General features: G+C 70.1%; 23 protein-coding genes and 2 riboswitches. Of the genes, 10 read left to right on the top strand and 13 right to left on the bottom strand.

The features are described from left to right. Positions 1–6: 6 nt before the first annotated feature. From WYM_RS12525 to WYM_RS20175, 4 genes are all read right to left on the bottom strand, one after another. Complete coding sequence (locus WYM_RS12525) at positions 7–1,215, bottom strand: aminotransferase class I/II-fold pyridoxal phosphate-dependent enzyme (RefSeq protein ID WP_202802639.1); 1,209 nt, start codon at positions 1,213–1,215, stop codon at positions 7–9. Between the two features lie 115 nt (positions 1,216–1,330). After that, positions 1,331–1,663 (bottom strand): hypothetical protein, encoded by a 333-nt coding sequence (locus WYM_RS12520; RefSeq protein ID WP_019181187.1) that lies wholly within the window; start codon positions 1,661–1,663, stop codon positions 1,331–1,333. A 113-nt stretch (positions 1,664–1,776) separates the two neighbouring features. Continuing rightward, a complete protein-coding gene (locus tag WYM_RS12515; RefSeq protein ID WP_019181186.1) occupies positions 1,777–2,505 on the bottom strand; it encodes a GAF and ANTAR domain-containing protein in 729 nt (242 codons plus the stop codon). Further along, the gene (locus tag WYM_RS20175; protein ID WP_019181185.1) at positions 2,502–3,209 is read right to left on the bottom strand and encodes a GAF and ANTAR domain-containing protein; all 708 of its coding nucleotides are present in this window, start codon (positions 3,207–3,209) and stop codon (positions 2,502–2,504) included. The genes WYM_RS12515 and WYM_RS20175 overlap by 4 nt, the downstream gene beginning before the upstream one ends. 159 nt (positions 3,210–3,368) lie before the next feature. Between WYM_RS20175 and WYM_RS12505 the strand changes: the two genes are divergently transcribed. Then, on the top strand, positions 3,369–4,349 hold the full coding sequence (locus WYM_RS12505; RefSeq protein ID WP_019181184.1) for a TIGR03557 family F420-dependent LLM class oxidoreductase: 981 nt from the start codon (positions 3,369–3,371) through the stop codon (positions 4,347–4,349). A 75-nt stretch (positions 4,350–4,424) separates the two neighbouring features. On the opposite strand, the gene WYM_RS12500 is transcribed toward WYM_RS12505, so the two are convergent. Beyond that, positions 4,425–4,841 (bottom strand): CBS domain-containing protein, encoded by a 417-nt coding sequence (locus tag WYM_RS12500; protein ID WP_019181183.1) that lies wholly within the window; start codon positions 4,839–4,841, stop codon positions 4,425–4,427. A gap of 225 nt (positions 4,842–5,066) precedes the next feature. Between WYM_RS12500 and WYM_RS12495 the strand changes: the two genes are divergently transcribed. From WYM_RS12495 to WYM_RS12475, 5 genes are read left to right on the top strand one after another with little or no spacing between them, the layout of a single operon-like run. Then, on the top strand, positions 5,067–5,249 hold the full coding sequence (locus tag WYM_RS12495; RefSeq protein ID WP_019181182.1) for a hypothetical protein: 183 nt from the start codon (positions 5,067–5,069) through the stop codon (positions 5,247–5,249). A gap of 20 nt (positions 5,250–5,269) precedes the next feature. Continuing rightward, a complete protein-coding gene (locus WYM_RS12490) occupies positions 5,270–5,560 on the top strand; it encodes a hypothetical protein (RefSeq protein ID WP_019181181.1) in 291 nt (96 codons plus the stop codon). Positions 5,561–5,605: 45 nt separating this feature from the next. Continuing rightward, positions 5,606–6,454: an Fpg/Nei family DNA glycosylase gene (locus WYM_RS12485; RefSeq protein WP_019181180.1), complete on the top strand. Its 849-nt coding sequence runs from the start codon at positions 5,606–5,608 to the stop codon at positions 6,452–6,454. 47 nt (positions 6,455–6,501) lie between these two features. After that, positions 6,502–6,624, top strand: a complete 123-nt coding sequence (locus WYM_RS22380; protein WP_272943145.1) for a hypothetical protein — start codon at positions 6,502–6,504, stop codon at positions 6,622–6,624. Positions 6,625–6,658: 34 nt separating this feature from the next. Next, positions 6,659–7,168, top strand: coding sequence for a hypothetical protein (locus tag WYM_RS12475; RefSeq protein WP_019181178.1), 510 nt, complete (start codon positions 6,659–6,661; stop codon positions 7,166–7,168). Positions 7,169–7,263: 95 nt separating this feature from the next. On the opposite strand, the gene WYM_RS12470 is transcribed toward WYM_RS12475, so the two are convergent. After that, positions 7,264–8,793, bottom strand: a complete 1,530-nt coding sequence (locus WYM_RS12470; protein WP_019181177.1) for a DHA2 family efflux MFS transporter permease subunit — start codon at positions 8,791–8,793, stop codon at positions 7,264–7,266. A 124-nt stretch (positions 8,794–8,917) separates the two neighbouring features. After that, positions 8,918–9,145, bottom strand: coding sequence for a hypothetical protein (locus WYM_RS12465; RefSeq protein WP_019181176.1), 228 nt, complete (start codon positions 9,143–9,145; stop codon positions 8,918–8,920). Positions 9,146–9,187: 42 nt separating this feature from the next. Here WYM_RS12465 and WYM_RS12460 point away from each other — a divergent pair, with 42 nt between their 5' ends. Further along, positions 9,188–11,197, top strand: coding sequence for an ABC transporter ATP-binding protein (locus tag WYM_RS12460; protein ID WP_157525181.1), 2,010 nt, complete (start codon positions 9,188–9,190; stop codon positions 11,195–11,197). 25 nt (positions 11,198–11,222) lie between these two features. Here the strand turns inward: WYM_RS12460 and WYM_RS12455 are convergent, their stop codons facing one another. The 6 genes from WYM_RS12455 to WYM_RS12430 are packed head-to-tail and all read right to left on the bottom strand — an operon-like array spanning position 11,223 to position 18,053. Next, on the bottom strand, positions 11,223–12,227 hold the full coding sequence (locus WYM_RS12455; protein ID WP_051008127.1) for a glycosyltransferase family 2 protein: 1,005 nt from the start codon (positions 12,225–12,227) through the stop codon (positions 11,223–11,225). After that, the gene (locus WYM_RS12450; RefSeq protein WP_026059782.1) at positions 12,224–13,369 is read right to left on the bottom strand and encodes a cysteine desulfurase family protein; all 1,146 of its coding nucleotides are present in this window, start codon (positions 13,367–13,369) and stop codon (positions 12,224–12,226) included. The genes WYM_RS12455 and WYM_RS12450 overlap by 4 nt, the downstream gene beginning before the upstream one ends. A gap of 21 nt (positions 13,370–13,390) precedes the next feature. Beyond that, positions 13,391–14,257 carry a carboxylating nicotinate-nucleotide diphosphorylase gene (nadC, locus tag WYM_RS12445; RefSeq protein ID WP_019181172.1) on the bottom strand — a complete coding sequence of 289 codons (867 nt, stop codon included), beginning with the start codon at positions 14,255–14,257 and terminating at the stop codon, positions 13,391–13,393. Next, a complete protein-coding gene (gene nadB, locus WYM_RS12440; protein WP_019181171.1) occupies positions 14,251–15,942 on the bottom strand; it encodes an L-aspartate oxidase in 1,692 nt (563 codons plus the stop codon). Before nadB ends, nadC begins: the two co-directional genes overlap by 7 nt. Continuing rightward, positions 15,939–17,321: a quinolinate synthase NadA gene (gene nadA / locus WYM_RS12435; protein ID WP_019181170.1), complete on the bottom strand. Its 1,383-nt coding sequence runs from the start codon at positions 17,319–17,321 to the stop codon at positions 15,939–15,941. The genes nadB and nadA overlap by 4 nt, the downstream gene beginning before the upstream one ends. Before the next feature lie 21 nt (positions 17,322–17,342). Continuing rightward, entirely contained in the window at positions 17,343–18,053 is a 711-nt protein-coding gene (locus tag WYM_RS12430) for an NUDIX hydrolase (RefSeq protein WP_051008126.1), read from the bottom strand. A 128-nt stretch (positions 18,054–18,181) separates the two neighbouring features. On the opposite strand from WYM_RS12430, the gene WYM_RS12425 reads away from it, so the two are divergent. The 3 genes from WYM_RS12425 (at position 18,182) to gcvH (ending at position 21,155) form a co-directional block, all read left to right on the top strand. After that, positions 18,182–19,354 (top strand): MarP family serine protease, encoded by a 1,173-nt coding sequence (locus WYM_RS12425; RefSeq protein ID WP_019181168.1) that lies wholly within the window; start codon positions 18,182–18,184, stop codon positions 19,352–19,354. 43 nt (positions 19,355–19,397) lie between these two features. Continuing rightward, a riboswitch (glycine riboswitch) is annotated at positions 19,398–19,494 on the top strand. A gap of 1 nt (position 19,495) precedes the next feature. After that, positions 19,496–19,594, top strand: a riboswitch (glycine riboswitch). Between the two features lie 44 nt (positions 19,595–19,638). After that, positions 19,639–20,775, top strand: a complete 1,137-nt coding sequence (gcvT, locus tag WYM_RS12420; protein ID WP_019181167.1) for a glycine cleavage system aminomethyltransferase GcvT — start codon at positions 19,639–19,641, stop codon at positions 20,773–20,775. Further along, a complete protein-coding gene (gene gcvH / locus WYM_RS12415) occupies positions 20,772–21,155 on the top strand; it encodes a glycine cleavage system protein GcvH (protein WP_019181166.1) in 384 nt (127 codons plus the stop codon). The genes gcvT and gcvH overlap by 4 nt, the downstream gene beginning before the upstream one ends. Positions 21,156–21,192 lie beyond the last annotated feature (37 nt).

Raw genomic sequence — 21,192 nt, 5'->3', positions numbered from 1 at the left:
GAGATCTCAGGATCCCGCTGGAGGAGCGGACGTCGCCCTTGCCGTGAGTTCGTCGGCTACCTGGAGGAGGTGGGGGAGCGCCTCGTCGATCATCGGCATCGTCGCGGTCAGCGAGATGCGGAAGTGGTGGGGCTGGTCGAAGAGGGTGCCCGGCATCACATAGACGCCGCGTCGCGCGAGCGCGTCGCAGAACGCGATCGCATCGCCCCCGGGCGCGCGACCCCACAGGTAGAAGGTCCCCTCGGGGCGGGTGACTTCCAGCCCTGCGTCCGCCAGCGCGCCGTAGAGCCGATCCCGCTTCCGTGTCAGCTCCGCCATGTCGATCGTCAGCGTCTCCAGCTCGGGGACCGAGTACTGCATGACCGCATCCGGGAAGCCCCAGCCGATCGCGAGCCCGAGCGGCATGAGGGCCGCTCGCAGCTCGTCTCGCTCGGCGGCGGGGATGGCGGGGGAGAGCGCGAGATAGCCCAGCCGCTGTCCGGGCGCCAGCAGCACCTTTCCGAAGCTGTAGTCGATCACCGTCCACGGGTACGACTCAGCCGGGCTGGCGAAGGCCACATCGTCGAAGCGGATGCGCCGGTACGGCTCGTCGGAGAGGAGCCAGATGCGGCGCCCGTGGGTGCGCGAGGCCTGGTCGAGCACCTCGCCGAGCGCGTCCCACTTCTCCTTCGAATAGACCCGACCGGTCGGGTTGGCTGGGGAGTTGACGATCACGATCCTCGTGCGGGGTGTGATCGCCTGCGCGATCGCCCCGACGTCCAGGTCGAAGGTGACAGGCTCGAGGAACGCGCGCACCGGAACGAGATCCGTGGCATGCAGCATCGGCTCGTAGCAGAACCAGCCCGGAACCGGGAGGACGACCTCGTCGCCGGCATCCGTCAGGAGCGCCAGCGCAAGCTGGATCGCCCCGAACGCACCCTGCGTCATCGCGACGTCTTCGGGCTCGAACGGCAGCCCGAGCTCGGCGGTGAGCCCCGCAGCGACCGCTTCCTGCGCGCGGCGCTCGCTCGTCTTGTACGCGAACCAGTCGACCGACTGCGGCTCGACCTGAGCGCGGATCGCCCCCGACAGCCCGGGGAGGGCCATCTCGTGCGGGTTGCCGAATGTGAGATCGAGGGCGCGAGGGTCACTCGCCAGTGCCTGGATGCGGCCGAAGAACGTCGTCACCACGTCGACGGCGGCCTTCGCCTGAGCAGCACGAGTCGAGATCGTCACAGTGATCACCTTCATCCCCGGGGCCGGACGTGACCTGGTCAGCATCCCAACTGCGGGCAGAGCCGTCAATGACCCCGCGAGCACGACGTTCGAGGATCGCTCGACAGGATTCGCGCTACATCAGGAGGCCCAGCGACATGTCTGCCACGTCGGACGGCTGCATCGAGCGGTCGCCACTCGGGTGGAGACCGCGGGTCTTGGCGGCGAGCACGCGGACGGCCTCGTCGTCTTCGAGGTCGGCCATGTCATCGCGGTCGACCGCCGCAAGCGAGGTCATCCATCCGATGGTGAGGGAGACGTAGGACCGTTCCCCGTCGATCGTCATGATCGGCACCCGCACGACGTCGGCCCGGTGCTCTCGGGTCAAAGCCAGCCAGTAGTCGAAGACAGCATCGGCGATGGCGTCGCCGGTGAGGTACGACCCGACCTCGGTGATCAACATCTTCACGGAAAACCCCAAACGTGTGCGACTGATCGGCGGCTACCGGGGTCTGGGGTAGGAAACCCAGGGTAGTCGACGGTCGCCGACTCCGCACCCGGGAGATCGCTGAATTCGGCCGGTCAGGACGGTTCGGGAGCGAGTCGCAGTTCGCGCCGCACCACACGCGCGGCGACATCGCTGAGGCGCAGTCCATGCTGCCGCGCATAGCTGCGGATGAGGCTGAACGCGGCATCGATGGGGACACCCGCGGTGAACGAGACCACACCCTTCGCCTGCTCGATGACCACACGACTGTTGAGCGCGAGCTGCAGCTGCGCCGACAGGACCTCCGATTCGCGCACCGTCCGCTCATGGAGGATGCCGATCGTGGCGACATCCGCGAAGGCCCGCGCTGCGGCCAAGTCGTCGGCCGGCGGCGATCCCGGGTCCGACCGCAGCAGGTTGAGCGTGCCGATCGTGACGTCGCGCAGGCGCATGGGAATCGCCTCGACGGCGGCGAATCCGTTCTCCAGGGCGGTACGCCGAAAGTCGCTCCACTCCGGAGGAGCGTGCGCGACATCAGGCAGCGATACATGCTTCCCGCTGCGGAAGGACTCGATGCAGGGTCCGGACTCCGCGCCGACCTGCATGACCTCAACGAGATCGGCGGCCTCGCTGGTGGAGCTGATGAGTTCGAGCGAGCCTTCCGGATCGGCGAGCAGGATGCCGGCATCCGTCGTGTCGAGAAGATCGCGGCAAGCGTCGACCAGCGTCTGCAGCAGATCCACGACGTCGTAGTCGTCCACGAGGGTGTCGGCCAGCACCGCGAACGTCTCGAGAAGTCGAGCCTCGCGGGTGGAAGCGGTCATCGCGTCGCCTCGATCCCCGTGGACTGACGGACGAAGCGGAGTCGTCCCTCGACCACGTCCTTCGCGACCTGCATCATGCTGTGGCCGCTCGCGAAGGCGTGGGCCTGGATCACGAGCAGTGCGTCGTCCGGGGTCAGGTCCAGCTGGGCGAGCACGACGCCGGTCGCCTGATGCACGACGCGCCGGGAGTAGGGCTTCACCTGACTGTCGCCGTCGATGTCGATGTTCGTCAGCGCATCGCGGAGGACGTGGCGTCCGATGACCTCGGCCATCGCCGTCGCCTGCTGGATGTGACGGTCATCGAGGAGCATGCGGCGCCGCGAGTAGAGGTCGACGGCGCCGAATCGAAGATCGCCGACGGCGAGCGGGAGGGCGAACATCGACGTGACGTCATCCCTGTCGGTCGCGGCCACGAGGCTCGGCCAGCGCCGTGCACCGTTGGTCCGGAAATCAGGCTCCGCGACGAACGCGGCTCCTCCGACGACGTCCCAGCACGGACCTTCGCCGAGATCGAACTGCAGCTCGTCCAGATGCGCGGCGACATCGTCGGTCGCCGACACCGTCTCGCTACCCAGCACGCGTCCCACCGTGGAGACGGCGGCGCCGGTGATCGGGAGGACTCGAACGAACGACGAACTGAAGCGATCGGGGCGGTCGGCCGATCGCTCGAGCTCTTCGAGCGTGGTGATGAATGCTTCCGTCATGGCAGATCGTGCTCCACGCTACTCCGAACATCACCGGACCGCGCCGGAGAAGTGCCGCGGCGCGCGGGTAATCGGGAACAGCTCGGTGTCCGAGTACCACGATCGGGCGGCCTGAGCAACGCGGTGTGAGAACCGGCCCATTGTCCGCAGGCTGGGATCATGGTGATCCTCGGCTTCCATGCTTCGCACGAGCAGCTCCCGCCCTCCCAGCTTCTGGCAGATGTGCAGGAGGCGGAGCGGTCCGGCTTCGACGCCGCCATGTGCTCGGACCACCTCGCACCGTGGGGGATGGCCCAGGGCGAGTCCGGATACTCCTGGAGCTGGCTGGGTGCGGCGCTTGCGACCACGTCGTTCCCGTTCGGCACCGTGACCGCTCCCGGGCAGCGCTACCATCCGGTGATCGCCGCGCAGGCGATCGCGACGCTCGGCGAGATGTTCCCGGACCGCTTCTGGCCCGCGCTCGGCAGCGGCGAGGCGCTCAACGAGCATGTCACCGGCGATCCGTGGCCGCCGAAGGAAGAGCGCATGGAACGCCTCCTGCAGGCGGTCGCGGTCATGCGCCGGCTGATCGCAGGGGAGCGGGTCGACCACGACGGCCACTTCCGCGTCCACGACGCGCGATTGTGGAGCCTGCCGCAGAACCCGCCCCCGTTCCGCGCGGCCGCCGCCTCGGCGCCGACCGCCGCCTGGGCTGCGGATTGGGCGCAGGGACTGATCACGGTGGGGCACGATCCGCAGACCGTCCGCGGCGTGCTGGATGCGTACCGGGATGCCGGGGGCACCGGCCCCTGCGCGGTGCAGGTTCACGTCTGCGTCGCAGAGACCGAGAACGAGGCCCTGGAGATCGTGAAGGACCAGTGGCGACACGCCACCGCTCCCGCCGACGTGATGTGGGAGGTGGAGCAGCCGGAGGAGTTCGACCGGCTGGCGGACACCTCCGACCGTGCGGCCCTCGAGCGCGGCGCGATGATCGTGACGGACGACGACGACGCGGCCGAACGTCTCGCCGAACTCGCGTCGGTGACCGGCGCCGACGAGATCTTCCTGCATCACATCGGGAAGGACCAGAGCACCTTCCTGGCCCGAGCGAGGAACGGCCTGCTCGACGGCATCAGAAAGCGGGTCGACGACCGGAGGTGAGTGCGGCGCCGGTTTCCAGAGCCGGCGCCGCGCGGGGGCGACCCGCCAGTCACCCGGCGGGAGTGGGCTCGTCGCTCACTCCTCAGAGATCTCGGCGACGGTCCGCCCGGTCTCGGCTTCGGTCAGGGAGAGCGCCACGTCGGCTTGGCTGATGATGCCGACGAGATCGTGGCCGTCGATGACGGGAAGGCGACGCACCTGATGGCGCTTCATCGTCTCGAGGGCTTCTTCGGCACTGTCGTCGGCACCGATCGTGACGGGCTTGCCCTGGCCGAGGGATCCCGCCGTCGTCGTCGACGGGTCGCCGCCCTGCGCCAGGCACTTCACGACGATGTCTCGGTCGGTGATCATGCCCTTCAGCCGCTTGTCCTCCCCGCAGATCGGCAGCGCGCCGACATCCAGCGATGCCATCATCCTGGCGGCGTCCACCAGCGTCTCGTTCTCGCCGACGCACTGCGGGTCGGGTGTCATGATCTCCCTCGCGACGGTCATGGGTCGCTCCTTCCGTGAGGTTCCGTGGTTGCGCTCCCGACGCTAAGGAGGCGCTGCGCACGCCGCGCAGGGGGTTGACACTGTGCGATGGCGGGCGTAGTCCTGACGCAGGACCGGCCTCGACGCCGGGCCCACACGGACCCGCGTAACTGCGGATCTGCAGGGTGTCAACCCCCGCGGCCCCGATCCGTCAGTAGGCCATCCTCGACAGAGGAGGTTCGTTCGATGAGTGCCACCGGATCGGGACGACACACCGTCGCGCCGACCGATCACGGCGACGACGCATCGCGCACCCCCGACCCCCGCCGAGGAACCGACGAGCACGACGGCCACCCGGGTGCGAAGAAGACGGCTGACCGCCGCCGTTTCGAACGCGCCCTGCCGATGCCCGCCGACCGGCACGAGTGACCCCTGCACAGGAGGCAGACATGTACCGCACCGACAGCAACCGACTCGCCCTCATACCACTGGCAGACAAATCGTGGCGCCTCTGCGACCGCAGCGTCGCGCGCACCGACGCCGCCAGCCTCATCGCCTACGTCGAGCTGCTCGACTCCGGGATGTACGAAGTGGTCTGGGTTTCGATCGGCTTCGGAACCGCCCGCTATCCGTCGCTCGAAACCGTGTTCCGTGCCGCCTCCCGCATGCTGAAGCGCTCCCGAACCGGCGGCGCATTCAAGCCCGAGCCGATCCCGCACCGCCCGCCCGCCCACGCCTGACCCTCGCTCTGTCGGCCTGTCCCCGCCGGGTGGAATGATGGCCGCATGCCAGAGTCCCCCGAGGTCGAAGCTCTCGCCCGGTTCCTCGACGGAGAGGTGTCCGGGCGGGAGGCCCGGAGCGTCGACGTCCTCGAGTTCCGCGTGATCAAGACCCGCGCCGCACCGCCGTCCTCGCTTGTGGGAGCGTCGTTCACCGGCGCCAGACGTCACGGCAAGCACATCGAGCTGACTCTCGACGGCCGCAGCCTCGTCGTCTCACTCGGCCGTCACGGCTGGATGCGGTGGGATGCGGCGATCGGCACGGACGCGGGCGATGCGGCGGTCGAGTCGAATCCCGAGCAGCCGCCGGCGCTTGCGGAATTCGAGTTGTCGGGCGACGCGACGATGGCGGTGACCGACGCCGGAACCTGGGTCTCGCTGGGACTCTTCGTGGTCGACGACGCGCGTGAGGTGCCCGCGATCGCGAGGCTCGGGCCCGACCCCGCTGACCCATCGTTCACGCGGGACGTGTTCGAGGCCGCGGTCGGGGGTCGGCGCAAGCAGATCAAGGCGATCCTGCAGGAGCAGGAGTCGATCGCGGGCATCGGCAACGCGTACTCGGACGAGATCCTGCATCTCGCCCGGATCTCGCCGGTCGCGCATGCCGCGACTCTGACAGAGGATGAGCGAGCACGACTCTACGACGCGACGGTGTCGACCGTGCGGGATGCGATCGCCGCCTGCCAGGGCGTCCCGATCGATGAGCTCAAGGCGGCCAAGGTGGCGGCGATGCGCGTGCACGGGCGAGCCGGCGAGGCCTGCCCCGTATGCGGTGGCACGATCCGCGACGTCACCTTCTCGGGAGCTTCTGCGCAGTACTGCCCGACCTGCCAGACCGACGGAGAAGCGCTCTGAGGCTGCGGTCGACGCCCGCAGCCGCGTCCGCGCGTAGCATGGTCAGCATGACGACGCAGCAGCTTCCGACCCCCGCCGCCCTTCAGCCCGTCTCGGACGAGAAGAACCTCCTCACGGTGGTCGAGTCGGCGGGATCCTGCTGCGGCGGCTCCAGCTGCGGCGTTGACTGACGAGTCGCCGCGTCACCGGGCCGTCGATCCTCTCATGAGCGACGGCCAGCCGATCGCCTCGCCCTCGGTGGCGCGGATCCTCATGACCGAGGAAGCCGTCTACGGCCTCATCCTCGTCTCGGGGATGATCGTCGTCAGCGGCTCGATCGTCGGAACATCCATCAACGCCCTGGTGACCGTCGTCGTCACCGTCATCGTCTTCTACCTCGCCCACGTCTATGCGGGAGTGCTGGCGCGTCTGGCGATGACCGACGGGCACGCGGGGCTGCGAGCGAGCATCGGCGCATCCGCGCGGCATTTCGCAGGGATGCTGGTGGCAGCCGTCCCGCCGCTGGTCATCCTCCTGCTGGGCACCACCGAGGTGATCGACGACACGACGTCCATCTGGACGGCGCTGATCGTCGACACGGTCATCCTCGGCGTCCTCGGGTGGATCGCCGTCGCCCGCTGGAGCACGCATTGGATTCCGCGTCTGCTCAGTGCCGTCGTCACGGCCGGCTTCGGCGCCGTGCTGGTCGCGCTGAAGGCCGTCATCCACCACTGACATCCGCACGGAATCACCTTCTCGATCCCGGCATCCGGACATGCTGATGCCCCACCCTGAACAGGATGGGGCATCAGCGATGAGCTGAGGCGACGTCAGTGCGCCATCGGCGCGCCCATCGGCTGGTCGACCGGCTTGCGGATGAGGAAGGCTCCGACCAGCAGCGGCAGCGACAGGATCGCTGCGATGAGGAACGCCGCGTGCGTGCCCGCCGCCTCGGCGGCGATCGCGTCCGCCCCGGATTCGGCGGCCGTGGCCGAGGCCGCGGCCATGACGCCGAACATCAGCGCGATGCCTGCCGCGCCGGCGACCTGCTGGATCGTGCCGACGATCGCCGACCCGTACGAGTAGAACTTGGGCTGCAGCGAGCCGAGCGACGCGGTGAACAGCGGCGTGAACGACAGCGCGAGGCCGATCGAGAGGACCGTCTGCGCGATGGCGATCGTGAGAACCGGCGTCTGGGAACCGAAGGTGGTGAAGAACCACAGCGTGCCGCTCGTGATGAAGGCACCCGGCACCAGCAGCACGGTGGTGCCCCAGCGGTCGTAGATCCGGCCGATGACCGGGCCGAGAAGTCCCATCACGAGCGCGCCGGGCAGCACCACGAGACCGGTCTGCAGCGGGTCCACCTCGAGCACGCGCTGCAGGTACAGCGGCACCACGGTGATGGCGCCGAAGAACGCCATCGACATGATCGCCATCTGGGCGATCGACAGCGAGAAGTTCGACGATCGGAACACGCGCAGGTCGAGCAGCGCATCGTCGTTGCGCTGCAGCCGCACCTGACGCCACCCGAACAGGCCCAGCGCGACGACGCCGATCGCGAGCGAGACGACCAGCGTCGTGGTCGAGGTCGCGCTGGCAGCAGCCGCTTCGGCGCCACCGCCGTGACCGCCGGCACCGAGCTGGCTCAGGCCGAACACCAGGCCACCGAATCCGAGGGCCGACAGGATCACGGAGGGGATGTCGATCGGAGCGTGCGTCGTCTCGCCGAGGTTGTGGATCCACCGGGCGCCGACGAAGAGCGCGACGAGGGCGATCGGCAGTACGACGCCGAAGATCCAGCGCCACTCGAACGCGTTCAGCAGCGCACCGGCCAAGGTCGGCCCGATCGCCGGGGCGAGCGAGATGACGATGCTGACACGGCCCATCATGCGGCCGCGGATCGCGGCGGGGACGACCGTCATGATCGTCGTCATGAGCAGCGGCATCATGATCGCGGTGCCGGAAGCCTGGACGACGCGCGCGACGAGGAGAACGGGGAAGCCTGGAGCGAGGAAGGCGATGAGCGTGCCGGTCGAGAACAGGCCCATCGCGGCGACGAACATGGTCCGCGTGGTGAATCGGCGCAGCAGGAAGCCCGTGATCGGGATGACGACCGCCATCGTCAGCATGAACGCGGTCGTGAGCCACTGTGCCGCCAGCGCGGTGATGCCGAGATCGTCGATGAGGTCGGGGATCGCGACGCCCATCGTGGTCTCGTTGAGGATGGCCACGAACGCGGCGGCGAGCAGCAGCCAGATGACGCGGCTCTCTTTCGCCCCGAGTGTGAGCGGAGACCCCGTACTCCGCGCTGAGACGGCGGGGATGCTGCCGGTGCCGGGGGTGGTGTCGATGGCGGCCATAGGGCGTCTCCTCGAGGCTCGGATGGACAGCAAAGGGCCACCCGAGGATGGCAAGCCTCCACGATAACCACCCCGTCCGACGTCGCATTCCCGAATCAGGGGAACACGGCGTGAAAAGGCCGGGTCAGTCCTCCAGGGTCTCCTGATCGGCCGGCTCGTCCCACTTCTCCGAGCCGATGGCGTCGGTGGAGTGCGGTGCGGGCTCGCGATCCTCGACGTTCTTCGGCAGCGGGTTCATGAGCTCCTCGTGCGGGATCGCCTGAAGGGCGTCGATCTCCTCGCGCAGGGCGGCGAGATCGCTGCCGTCGTGGGCCGGAGTCACATGTTCGGGTGAGTCGGAGGTGGCGGTCATGCGGTCAGCCTAGCGTCGGCGCCGGTCGTTAGGCTGGCGGATATGAGCATGCGCGGGGGAGGCGGCGGAGGCGGCGGTCACCCCGGTTTTCGTCCGGTCGACAACGAGGCCCAGCGGCGGCTGAACGCCGAGGCGCCGAAGATCCCGGACCTCGGGCGCCGCGTCGTCGCGCTGTTCCGCCCCTACCGATGGTCGATCGCGATCACCGGCGTGCTCGTGGTCGTCGGCGCCGGCATCGCGGTGATCCCGCCGCTGCTCGTTCAGCGCATCTTCGACGACGCACTCTTCCCGGTCGACGGGTCCTCGCCCGACATCCCCTTGCTGTGGCGCCTGGTGGGGCTCATGATCGGGTTGTTCCTGCTGTCGGCCGCGCTCGGCGTCCTCCAGACGTGGCTCACCTCGACGGTCGGCAACCGTGTCACCGGCGACCTGCGGGTGACGCTGTTCGACCACCTGCAGGCGATGGAGCTGGGCTTCTTCACGCGGACCAAGACCGGCGTCATCCAGTCCCGGCTCCAGAACGACGTCGGCGGAGTCTCCGGCGTGCTCACGAACACCGTCACGAGCATCCTGGGCAACACCGTGACCGTGGTCGCGTCACTGGTGGCGATGATCCTGATCGACTGGCGGCTGACGATCATCGCCGTGATCCTGATGCCGATCCTCGTCATCGTGCAGCGGCGGGTGGGGCAGGTGCGGGCACGGATCGCCGGCGAGACCCAGGAGTCGCTCTCGGAGCTGACCTCGATCACGCAGGAGACGCTCAGCGTGTCGGGGATCCTGCTGTCGAAGTCGTTCAACCGGCAGCGCACCGAGTCGGCCCGCTACGCGGACGAGAACCGCAACCAGGTGCGTCTGCAGGTGCGGCGGGCGATGAGCGGGCAGGGCTTCTTCGCCGTCGTCCAGGTGCTGATGTCGAGCGTGCCGGCCGTGATCTACCTCGTCTCGGGGTACTTCATCGTCGGCGGCACCGACGCCATCACCGCCGGCACGGTGGTCGCGTTCACCACGGTGCAGGCCCGGCTGCTCATGCCGCTCATGGGCCTCATGCGCGTGTCGCTCGATCTGCAGACCTCGGCCGCGCTGTTCGCCCGCATCTTCGAGTACCTCGATCTCGTGCCGGCGATCGGCGACGCGCGCGACGCGGTGTCGGTCGAGCAGGCTCCGGGTCCGCTCGGCCGAATCGAGTTCCGCGACGTGGTCTTCCGCTATCCGGATGCCGCTCCCGACGCCCGAGCCACCCTCGACGGGGTCTCGTTCGTAGCGGAGCCGGGTCAGCATGTGGCCTTCGTCGGACCCTCCGGGGCCGGGAAGACCACGGTGCTCTACCTGACGCCGCGCTTCTACGAGGCATCCGACGGCGCCGTGCTCTTCGCCGGCGAGGATGTGCGACGGCTGACCCAGGAGTCGATCATCGACCACGTGGGGATCGTCTCGCAGGAGACCTATCTCTTCCATGCCACGATCCGCGAGAACCTGCGGTACGCGAAGCCGGAGGCCACGGATGCCGAGCTCGAAGCCGCCTGCCGCTCGGCGAACATCCACCACGTGATCGAAGGGTTCGAGGAGGGGTACGACACCGTCGTCGGCGAGCGCGGCTACCGGCTGTCGGGCGGCGAGAAGCAGCGCATCGCCATCGCCCGCGTGCTGCTGAAGGATCCGCCCGTCCTGCTGCTCGACGAGGCCACGTCGGCCCTCGACACCGTGTCGGAGCGGGTCGTGCAGGAGGCGCTGGACGCCGCCGCACGCGGGCGCACCACGCTGTCGATCGCACATCGGCTGTCGACGGTGATCGCCGCCGACGTGATCCACGTCGTCGAGGCGGGTCGCATCGTCGAGTCCGGGACGCACGGATCCCTTCTGGCGGAAGGCGGCCTGTACGCCGAGCTCGCCGCCCAGCAGCTGGCCACGACGCGCATCCTCGAGGTCGAGGAGTCCGAGCCCGCGGCCGATCACCCCGAGCGCCGGGCGGACGCCGCTCCGGACCAGGCGCTGCAGCCGCGGACCGCCGGCATCGCGCTGGTGGAGGCTCCGCCCGCCGAGGGCGAGTGAGTGCCTGTGGCGCGCCGGGCGGCGCTCACCAGAGGCGGGCGGCCGCCAGCGCCGTCGCGGCGGGGCCCGTCGGTCCGTCGCCGTTGACCCGGGAAGACACGTCCCGCACGAAGACTCCGAGCGCGCGCCGGTAGGCGTCGTCGGGGTGATTCTTCGCGAGGTCGATCAGCGGCGGAAGGTCCATCGCGAGGATGAGACGGACGCGGGATGCCGCGGCCCGCGCCTCGCCCGCCGCATCGAGCACCGCGATTCCGCCGCCGAGGGCCTCGAGATAGTCGCGGAGCACGGGCAGCTCGCTCCTGTGCTGAGTGATGGACGAACCGTCGGCGCGCTCGCGCCACTCCACCACCACATCGGGGATCACGTCGAACGACCGGGCGCGGGTGTACAGCTGCTGCGCGACGATCTGGTCCTCGTACGCCTTGCCGACGGGGAAGCGCAGGCCGGCCCGCCGCCACAGATCCATGCGGCTGACCTTCGACCAGGCGACGATGTTGCCGGATGCCTCGGGGTGGTGAGCAAGGGTCGTCCCGGTCCGTGCCGGTGCGGTGGCGGCGGCGACCCAGGGCTGCACCTCGCCCGCGGTGTAGCCGCCGGCGGTATCGGGCCGCAGGCGCACGTAGGCGCCGAGGGCCACGTCGCTGCCGCTCGCGGCGACCGTCCCGACCAGACGCTCGAGGGCGCGAGGGGTGTAGCGGTCGTCGGCGTCCAGGAAGGCGACGAAAGGCGTGCGCACCAGGTCGAGTCCGGTGTTGCGGGCCGCCCCCAGGCCGAGCCGCTCCGGGTGGCGGACGACGTGGAATCGCCGGTCGGCGGCGGCCGCGGCGTCGAAGATCTCGCCGGTGGCATCGGTCGAGGCGTCATCGACGAGCACGGCCGTCCACCGCGGCAGCGTCTGCGCGCGAAGCGAGTCCAGTGCCTCGACGGCATAGGCCGCGACGTCGAACCCCGGAACGATGACCGTCACCACGGGTGGTTCTCCGGGCGTCGCCCGGGACGAGTCAGGATCGGGCGCGTTCGGCGAGGTCACCCGCCCGATTGTACGGCGGCGACGGATGCGGCGACCGCGTCGGCGACGGCGTCCAGCGGTCCGCTCATCCCGTGCGAGAAGGTGAAGCGCACGGCGGTCTGCGCGACCTCGCGCGAGATGCCCATGGCCGTCAGCACGTGCGACGGCTCGTCGCTGCCGGCAGCGCACGCCGACCCGCTCGACGACACGATCCCGCGTCGCTCCAGTTCGAGGAGCACCGCCTCACCGCTGGTGCCGGCGAAGGTGAAGCTCGCCGTTCCGGGAAGCCGATGCACAGGATGGCCGGTGAGCGTCGCCGCCGGCACCGTCGCCAGCACACGGGCGATGAAGCTGTCGCGCAGCGCCGACACGCGAACCGACGACGCGGCCCGTTCGGCCTCGGCCAGTTCGAGCGCGACCGCGAAGCCCACCGCTCCCGCGACGTCCTCCGTGCCGCTGCGGCGCCCCCGCTCCTGTCCGCCACCGTGCATCAGAGGCTCGAGCGGCACGCGCCCGCGCACGGCGAGCACGCCGGTGCCCTTCGGGGCCCCGAGCTTGTGGCCGGCGAGCGAGACGGCGTCGAAGCCGAGATCACGCGACGAGAGCGGTAGCCACCCGGCGGCCTGCACGCCGTCGAGGTGCAGCGGAACGCGCTGCTCGTGGGCGGAGGCGGCGAGGGCCGCGGCATCCTGCACCGTCCCGACCTCGTTGTTCGCATACCCGACGCTCACCAGCGCGGTGTCGTCCCGTAGGGCGGCGGCGACCGCGTCCGCGGAGACCCGCCCGTGCTCGTCGACCGGAACCCGCGTCACCTCGAAGCCGTGCAGTCGGGCGAGGTAGTCCGCCGACTCGAGCACGGATTCGTGCTCGATCGGGGTCGTCACGATGTGACGGGCACCGCGCTGCTGCAGGGCCGCCAGCGCGATGCCCTTGACGGCGAGGTTGTTCGCCTCCGTCCCGCCGGACGTGAAGACGATGTCGCCCGCACGCATGCCGAGCGCCCGCGCGACCCGCGCCCGCACGTCATCGAGCGCGTCCGCCGCCGCCTCGCCGACGGTGTGGTGGCTCGACGGGTTGCCGAACCATCGGGTGAGGTACGGGGTCATCGCCTCGAGCACCTCCGGGCGCACGGGCGTGGTGGCTGCGTTGTCGAGGTACAGCATGCTCATGTCGTCGATCCGTCGTCAGCTGTGATCGCCCACGTCGATGCGGAGGTCGAGGCCGAGATCCAGGGCGCGCGCCGAATGGGTGAGGGCCCCGACCGAGACGACGTCGACGCCGGTCTCGGCGATCGCGCCCACCGTCTCGAGCGACACGCCGCCGGATGCCTCGACCGTCGCACGACCGGCGACCTGCGCGACACCGGTGCGGAGGTCGTCGAGCGAGAAGTTGTCGAGCATGATGGTGCCGATTCCCGCGGCGAGCACCGGCTCGATCTGGTCCAGTCGGTCGACCTCGACCTCGAGATGGGCGGTGTGGGGAAGACGATCCTTGGCGGCCAGGAGCGCGGCGGTGACCGACGCGCCCTTCTGCGTGAGGACTGCGAGGTGGTTGTCCTTGGCCATGACGGCGTCCGACAGCGAATGCCGGTGGTTGCGACCGCCGCCGTCCCTCACGGCCTTGCGCTCGAACGCCCGCAGACCGGGCGTCGTCTTCCGGGTGTCGGCGATGCGGGCGCGCGTATGCGCGACCTCGGCGACGTAGGCGCCGGTCAGCGTCGCGATGCCCGACATGCGCTGCGCGAAGTTCAGGCCGATCCGTTCGGCCGTGAGCACGCCGCGCGCCGGCCCGCTCACGACGGCGAGCACGGCTCCAGGCTCGAACCATTCGCCGTCCTCGACGACCAGCTCGACCTCGATGCGCGGGTCGGTCAGCCGGAACGCCGCGGCGAACACCTCGCCTCCGCTGAACACCCCCCGCTCGCGGGCGACGAGGTCGGCTCGTGCCACCGCGTTCTCCGGGATGAGGTATTCGCTCGTGAGGTCGCCCCACGGCGCGTCCTCTTCGAGCGCCGCCGCGACGACGCGGTCGATCGTGGCGCGGTTCAGCATGCGACGGCCTCCCTCTCCGCGGATGGCTGTGCACAACTCCTGAGATCCGCCGCCGGGAGGCCGGGCCCGTCCGGCTGCAGCACCCTTGTGGCCGCTTGTTCAGGAGTTGCGTACGTTGATGCGTCGCTGCGGTAGTGGGCGCCGACCGACTCTCGACGCTCGAGCGCTGAGGCCACCAGGCGCTGCGCGACCAGCAGCAGGTTCTCGTTCTCGTGCTCGTGCTCGCTGACCGGAGTCCGGGATCGCGCACCCCAGCCGGCGAGGACGGATGCCGCGTGCCCGAGGCCGTCGGCGTCGCGCACGAGACCCGCGTGCTCCCACATGAGCTGTTGCAGCGCGCGACGCGTGAACGGTGGAGCGTCGCGCGAGGCGCCGACGGACGGACGCGGAGCTTCGCGAAGAACGCTTCCCTCAGGTCGCGGTTCGACGGCGGCGGGCCAGCTTCCGGATGCCGCGTCCGCTGGGATGGCGTCGCCCGCGCGCGCCCCGAAGACGGCCCCCTCCAGCAGCGAGTTCGAGGCGAGCCGATTGGCACCGTGGACGCCGGTTCGGGCCACCTCGCCGACCGCGTACAGGCCGGGGAGCGAGGTGCGGCCGTGCAGATCGGTCGACACCCCTCCCATCAGGTAGTGCGCCGCCGGAGTGACGGGGATGGGCTCGCGCGCCAAGTCGAGGCCGCGCTCGCGCACCGCGCGGTCGATGGTCGGGAAGCGCCGTGCCAGGAACGCGGCCCGGGCTGCGGCATCCGTTCCCGGCAGGCTCGTGGCATCGAGCAGCACCGGGCGTCCGTCCTGCGCCTGCATCTGGCGGGCGATGGCGCGCGCGACGACGTCCCGCGGGGCGAGTTCGCCGTCGGGGTGCGCATCGAATGCGAACCGGCGGCCGTGCTCGTCGACGAGCGTCGCCCCTTCGCCGCGCACCGCCTCCGAGACCAGGAACGCCTCACCCACGGACGCGCCGGCGGCGTCAGCCGTGCCGGGGAGGACCGTGGGGTGGAATTGGAAGAACTCGAGGTCTGTTACCGCGGCGCCGGCGCGCAGCGCGGCCGCGATGCCGTCGCCGGTCGCGACGACAGGATTCGTCGAGTGCGCGTACAGCTCGCCCGCTCCTCCGGTGGCGAGCACGACGGCGTCGGCCTCGACCACGAGCCGATCCCCAGCCTGGTCCGCCGTCTCGCCGACGAGGAGCTGCACACCCTTCACGCGACCGTCACCGACGATGAGGTCGACGAGGAACGCGTGCTCGATCACATCGACGTCGCTCCCGCGCAGACGGGCCACGAGCGCCTTCTCGATCGCTGTTCCGGTGGCGTCTCCGCCGGCGTGGAGGATGCGCGGGTAGGAGTGCGCAGCCTCGAGGCCCTTGACGAAAGCACCCTCGACGTCGAGGTCGAACGCGACGCCGAGCGCGATCAGCTCCCGGATGCGGGCGGGGCCCTCTTCCACGAGAACCCGCACCGCCCGCGGATCGCTCAGCCCGGCCCCGGCGACGAGCGTGTCGCTGATGTGATCCTCGGCGCGGTCGTCGTCGAACATGACGCCCGCGATCCCGCCTTGGGCGTAGCGGGTGTTCGCGTGCTCGAGCACGTCCTTGGTCACCAGGGTGACGCGGCAGCCGAGCTCCACGGCATGCAGAGCGACGGTGAGCCCGGCGATGCCGCTGCCGACGACGATGGCGCGGGTCATGACGCATCCGCGACGACGGGCATCGCGTTCGACGGGACCGCCGCCGGGGGCTTGGCCGCCAGCATCCGCTCGAGGGCGACGCGTGCGGGTTCGGCGACGTCCTGCGGCACCGTGATGCGGTTGAGCACCTGGCCGGCGACGAGACCCTCGAGCACCCACGCGAGGTACCCGGGGTGGATGCGGTACATCGTCGAGCACGGGCACACGACCGGGTCGAGGCAGAAGATCTCGTGCTGGGGGTACTGCGCCGCGAGGCGCTGCACGAGGTTCACCTCGGTTCCGATCGCGAACGTCGTCGGCTCGGCGGCGCCGGCGATGGCCTTGCGGATGTAGTCGGTCGACCCGGCCTCGTCGGCCGCGTCCACGACCTCCATGGGGCACTCGGGGTGCACGATCACGCGCACACCGGGGTGCTCGGCGCGCGCCTTCTCGATCTGGTCGACGGTGAAGCGGCGGTGCACCGAACAGAAGCCATGCCACAGGATCACGCGCGCGTCGTCGAGCTGCGCGACGGATGCCCCGCCCAGCGGCTTGCGCGGATTCCACATCGGCATCTGCCCGAGAGGCACACCCATCGCCTTGGCGGTGTTGCGGCCCAGGTGCTGGTCGGGGAAGAAGAGCACGCGGCGGCCGCGCTCGAAGGCCCACTCGAGCACCGTGCGCGCGTTCGACGACGTGCAGACGATTCCGCCGTGGCGGCCGACGAAGCCCTTGATCGCAGCGGACGAGTTCATGTACGTGACGGGGATCACCGGAACACGGCCGTCGGCATCCTTCTCATCCATGTCGCCGTACACCTCGGCGAGCTGCTCCCAGCACTCCTCGACCTGGTCGATGTCGGCCATGTCGGCCATCGAGCAGCCGGCGGCGAGATTGGGCAGGATGACCGCCTGCTCGGGGCGTGAGAGCAGGTCGGCGGTCTCGGCCATGAAGTGCACGCCGCAGAACACGATCGCCTCGGCGTCGGGGTGCTCGAGGGCGGCGTTGGCGAGCTGGAAGGAGTCCCCGACATAGTCGGCGTGGGTCACGACCTCTTCGCGCTGATAGAAGTGGCCGAGCACCACGACACGGTCGCCCAGGGTCGCTTTCGCGGCGCGGATGCGCCGGTCGAGGTCGGGCTCGGACGCGTCCCGGTACTCGCGCGGGAGCTCGCCCTGCCGGGGCGCGCCGGTGGGGATGACGTCGCCCATGGACGACCCGGGACCGTAGCCGGGGCGGGCGTCGAAGTCCCAGGGGCCAGCGGCCAGGTCGGTGTTGCAGGTCTCGGCGATCGATGCTCCGGCGACGATCGCCTGGATGGCGTGGTCGACCGAGGCGTCGCCGCGAGTCCGCTGCGCGGGGCCGGGCTGAGGCTGGAGGGTGATGTTGACGGCGGGCATGTCGGGCGCTCCGTTCGGGTGTCAGGTGCGGGCGCCGAGCGGACCGCGGTCCGAGAGCTCGACGTCCTGGTTGTAGCGGTAGAGCCGCGCGGGGCGGTGGCTTCCGGTGCGGAAGCGGTCGGTGGGGATGAGGGTTCCCGAGTTCTCGACCTGGCGGCGAAAGTTCGCAGGGTCGAGGCGGCGGGAGAGGATCGCCTCGTACACCTCGCGGAGCTCGGCGAGCGTGAACTCGCCGGGAAGGAGTCCGTGCGCGATGCGGCTGTAGCCGACCTTGTTTCGCAGTCGCCAGAGTGCGTATTCGACGATCTCGTTGTGGTCGAACGCGAGCTGCGGCAGGGCGGCGGCGTCGAACCACCGGACGTTCTCGACGCTGTGGTCGGGGATCTCGTCCCCGCGGATCAGCGCCCAGTACACGATCGAGACGACTCGGGTGGGGGAGCGGTCCACCGCGCCGAAGGCGTAGAGCTGCTCAAGATAGCTCGGCGCCAGTCCGCTCGTCTCGGCGAGGGTGCGCGAGGCGGTCGCCTCGAGGCTCTCGGTGACGTCGAGCCACCCGCCGGGGAGCGCCCACTGACCTTCGTGCGGATCACGGGTGCGAAGGACGAGCGGCAGGACGACGCCGATCTCGTCACTGTCGGGAAGGCGTCCGAGCGTGAAGATGACCGTCGACACGGCCACGCGGGTGGCGTCTGCGGTGGCGGGCTGCGGGGATGGGGATGTTGTTCTTGTCATGATGACTCTAACTCTCACTCCGATCATAGTGTCATAGTGACCAGAAGCCAAACCGGCGTTCGCGGCACGTCGCGGTCGGTTCTCAGCCGGAATGCGTAGCCTTGCCGGGGGAGCGGGAAGGAGAGCGCATGATCGTCGTCGACGTGCTCATCATCCTTCTTCTGGCCCTCGCCCTCGTCTCGGGCATTCGCCGGGGGTTCTTCGCGAGCATCGGAACGCTGGCCGGTCTGGTTGCCGGTGCGCTCGCCGCGCACTGGCTCGCCCCGATCGTCAACGACGCCGTCCCGTCACGGCAGTACCGCGTGCTGGCCGTCATCGCCACGGTGCTCGGTCTGCTCGTGCTCGGCGCTTTCCTCGGCTCGGCGATCGGCGCGGCACTGCGCTCCGGTGCCGACCGGCTGAAGCTGCGCTGGGTCGAGCGCCTCCTCGGCGGCGTCGCCTCGGTGGTCGTCGCCGCGCTCGCCCTCGTGCTCGTCACTCCGCCGATCGCCACTGCCGGGCTCCCCGGCATCTCTTCCGCGGTCGCCTCGTCGCAGGTGCTGTCCGGGCTCAGGGCCATCACCCCCGATCCGGTCGAGAGGGCGCTCGCCGAGCTCGGCGGCGTCGTCGTCGACGATGGATTGCCGCAGCTCGGCGAGCTGCTGACGCCGGAGCCCGCCGAGCCGGCCGCTCCGGTGGCACTCGACGATCCCGAGCTGGCTCAGGCAGCCGCATCCGTCGCCCGCGTCTCGGGCACGGCCTACGCGTGCGGGCGCAGCGCGACCGGCAGCGGGTTCGTCATCGCGCCCGACCGTGTCGTCACCAACGCCCACGTCGTGGCAGGAGTGGAGACGCCCGTCGTCGAGCTGCCGGGTGTCGGGGCACGCGAGGGGCGCATCGTGTACTTCGATCCCGTGGACGACCTCGCCGTGATCGCGGTCGACGGCCTCGGCGTGGCGGCCCTGCCCACCGTGCCCGAACTGGAGCCGGGCGCTGCCGCCGTCGTGCAGGGCTACCCCCTCGGCGGCCCATTCAGGGCGGAGCCGGCGACGGTGCTCTCGTCGGGAACCCCGCCCGTGCCTGACATCTACGACGAGAACTGGACCCCGCGCGCCATCTACTCCCTCCAGTCACCCGTGCGCCCTGGCAACTCCGGAGGACCGCTGCTGACCGGCGACGGAGAAGTCGCGGGGGTGGTTTTCGCGCGCGGTGAGAGCGACCCCGAACTGGGCTACGCGATGATGACGGTGGAGCTGGAGCCTGTCGTGGCGCGGGCTCCTGCGCTGAACACCGCCGTGTCATCGGGCCGCTGCATCGGATGACGGGCCCGACCGGTATGCTGACTGCGCAAGTCAATACCGGCCAACGACCCGGGCGGGAGAGCCTCGGCAGCACCATCGCCGAGCACCGAAGGAGCAAGCCTCCCCGCCAATCTCTCAGGTACGCGTACCGTTCGGGACGGCCGACTCTGGAAAGCGATTCACGCGCAGCGGGAATCCGCCGACGGTGAAACCCGGGTGCTCGCACCCGGCGAAACTCTCAGGCCCATGTACAGAGGGGGAGTTCACAGGCGCCGACCGACGCCTGCCCGCCCACGGGAGAACTCATGACAGCATCCGCCGATCCGCTCTCCGCTCCGCGCACGACCGTGCTGCACGACCGGCATGAGGCGCTCGGCGCCTCGTTCACCGACTTCGGCGGATGGCTGATGCCGGTCCGCTACACCTCGGATCTCGCCGAGCACCACGCGGTCCGCTCCGCGGCAGGCCTGTTCGACATCTCGCACATGGCGGAGCTCCAGGTGACCGGTCACGACGCGCCGGCCTTTCTCGATCACGCCCTCGCGGGCCGGATCTCGACGATGCGCGCGGGCAAGGCGAAGTACTCGCTCGTGCTCGCCGAATCCGGAGGCATCATCGACGATGTCATCGTGTACCGCCTCGCGGACGAGCGCTTCCTCGTGATCGCGAACGCCGGAAACCGGGACGCCGTGGCTCGAGCGCTCTCGCAGCGCTCCTCGCGATTCTCGGCGACCGTCGAAGACCTGACCGACGACTTCGCGCTCGTCGCCGTGCAGGGACCGTCCGCGCAGGCGGTCGTCGAGGCGACCCCCGGCCTCTCCGACGTCTCGCCGTCGCTCGCCGACCTGGGGTACTACGCCTGGGCATCCGCGCTGTACGAGGGGGAGCCGCTGCTCATCGCCCGCACCGGGTACACCGGAGAGGACGGCTTCGAGCTGCTCGTGCCGAACCAGAAGGCGACGGCACTGTGGGACGCACTGCTGTCCGCAGGCGCTCCGCACGGACTGGTCCCGGCAGGCCTGGCCGCGCGCGACACCCTGCGCCTCGAAGCGGGGATGCCGCTGTACGGTCACGAGCTGACCTTGGATGTCGTGCCCGCCCAGGCCGGGCTCGATCGCGTCGTCGCCACCGACAAGGACGACTTCGTCGGCAGAGCCGGCCTCGCCGCCGCCGCCGACGACGCCCCCGTGCTCGTCGGCCTGGTCTCGGAGGGCCGGCGTGCCGGCCGTGCCGGCTACGCCGTCTTCGACGCCGCCGACGGGGGTACCCCGGTCGGCGAGATCACCAGCGGCGCACTCAGCCCGACGCTCGGGCATCCGATCGCGATGGGCATGGTCTCGCCCGCTGCGGTCGCCGCCGGCTCGCCGCTGTTCATCGATGTCCGCGGCACCCGCATTCCCGCCACCGTGACGACCCTGCCCTTCTACAGGAGGAAAAAGTGACCGACCTCAGCAGCCTCAAGTACACCGCCGAGCACGAGTGGATCGCCTTCGAGGGCGACATCGCGACGGTGGGGATCACCGACTACGCCGCCGACAAGCTGGGCGACGTCGTCTTCGTGGAGCTGCCCAGCGTGGGCAGCACCGTCACCGCGGCCGCCGTCGTGGGAGAGATCGAGTCGACGAAGTCGGTGGGCGAGCTCTACGCCCCGCTGACCGGCGAGGTCCTCGAGGCCAACGACGCCGTCGTCGACGACCCGTCGCTCGTGAACGCCGATCCGTTCGGCGACGGCTGGCTCGTGAAGCTGCGCGTCGACACGTCGGCTCTGGGCGACCTCCTCGACCGCGACGCCTACCTCGCCCTCACCGGCGGTGGGCAGTGACGGGCCGTTTCGCGGACCGCCACATCGGGACGGATGC

Origin of the sequence: Microbacterium yannicii PS01, assembly GCF_000304335.1 — a bacterium.
GTDB classification, from domain to species: Bacteria; Actinomycetota; Actinomycetes; order Actinomycetales; family Microbacteriaceae; genus Microbacterium; species Microbacterium yannicii_A.
This window is presented reverse-complemented; position numbering and strand designations above follow the sequence as displayed.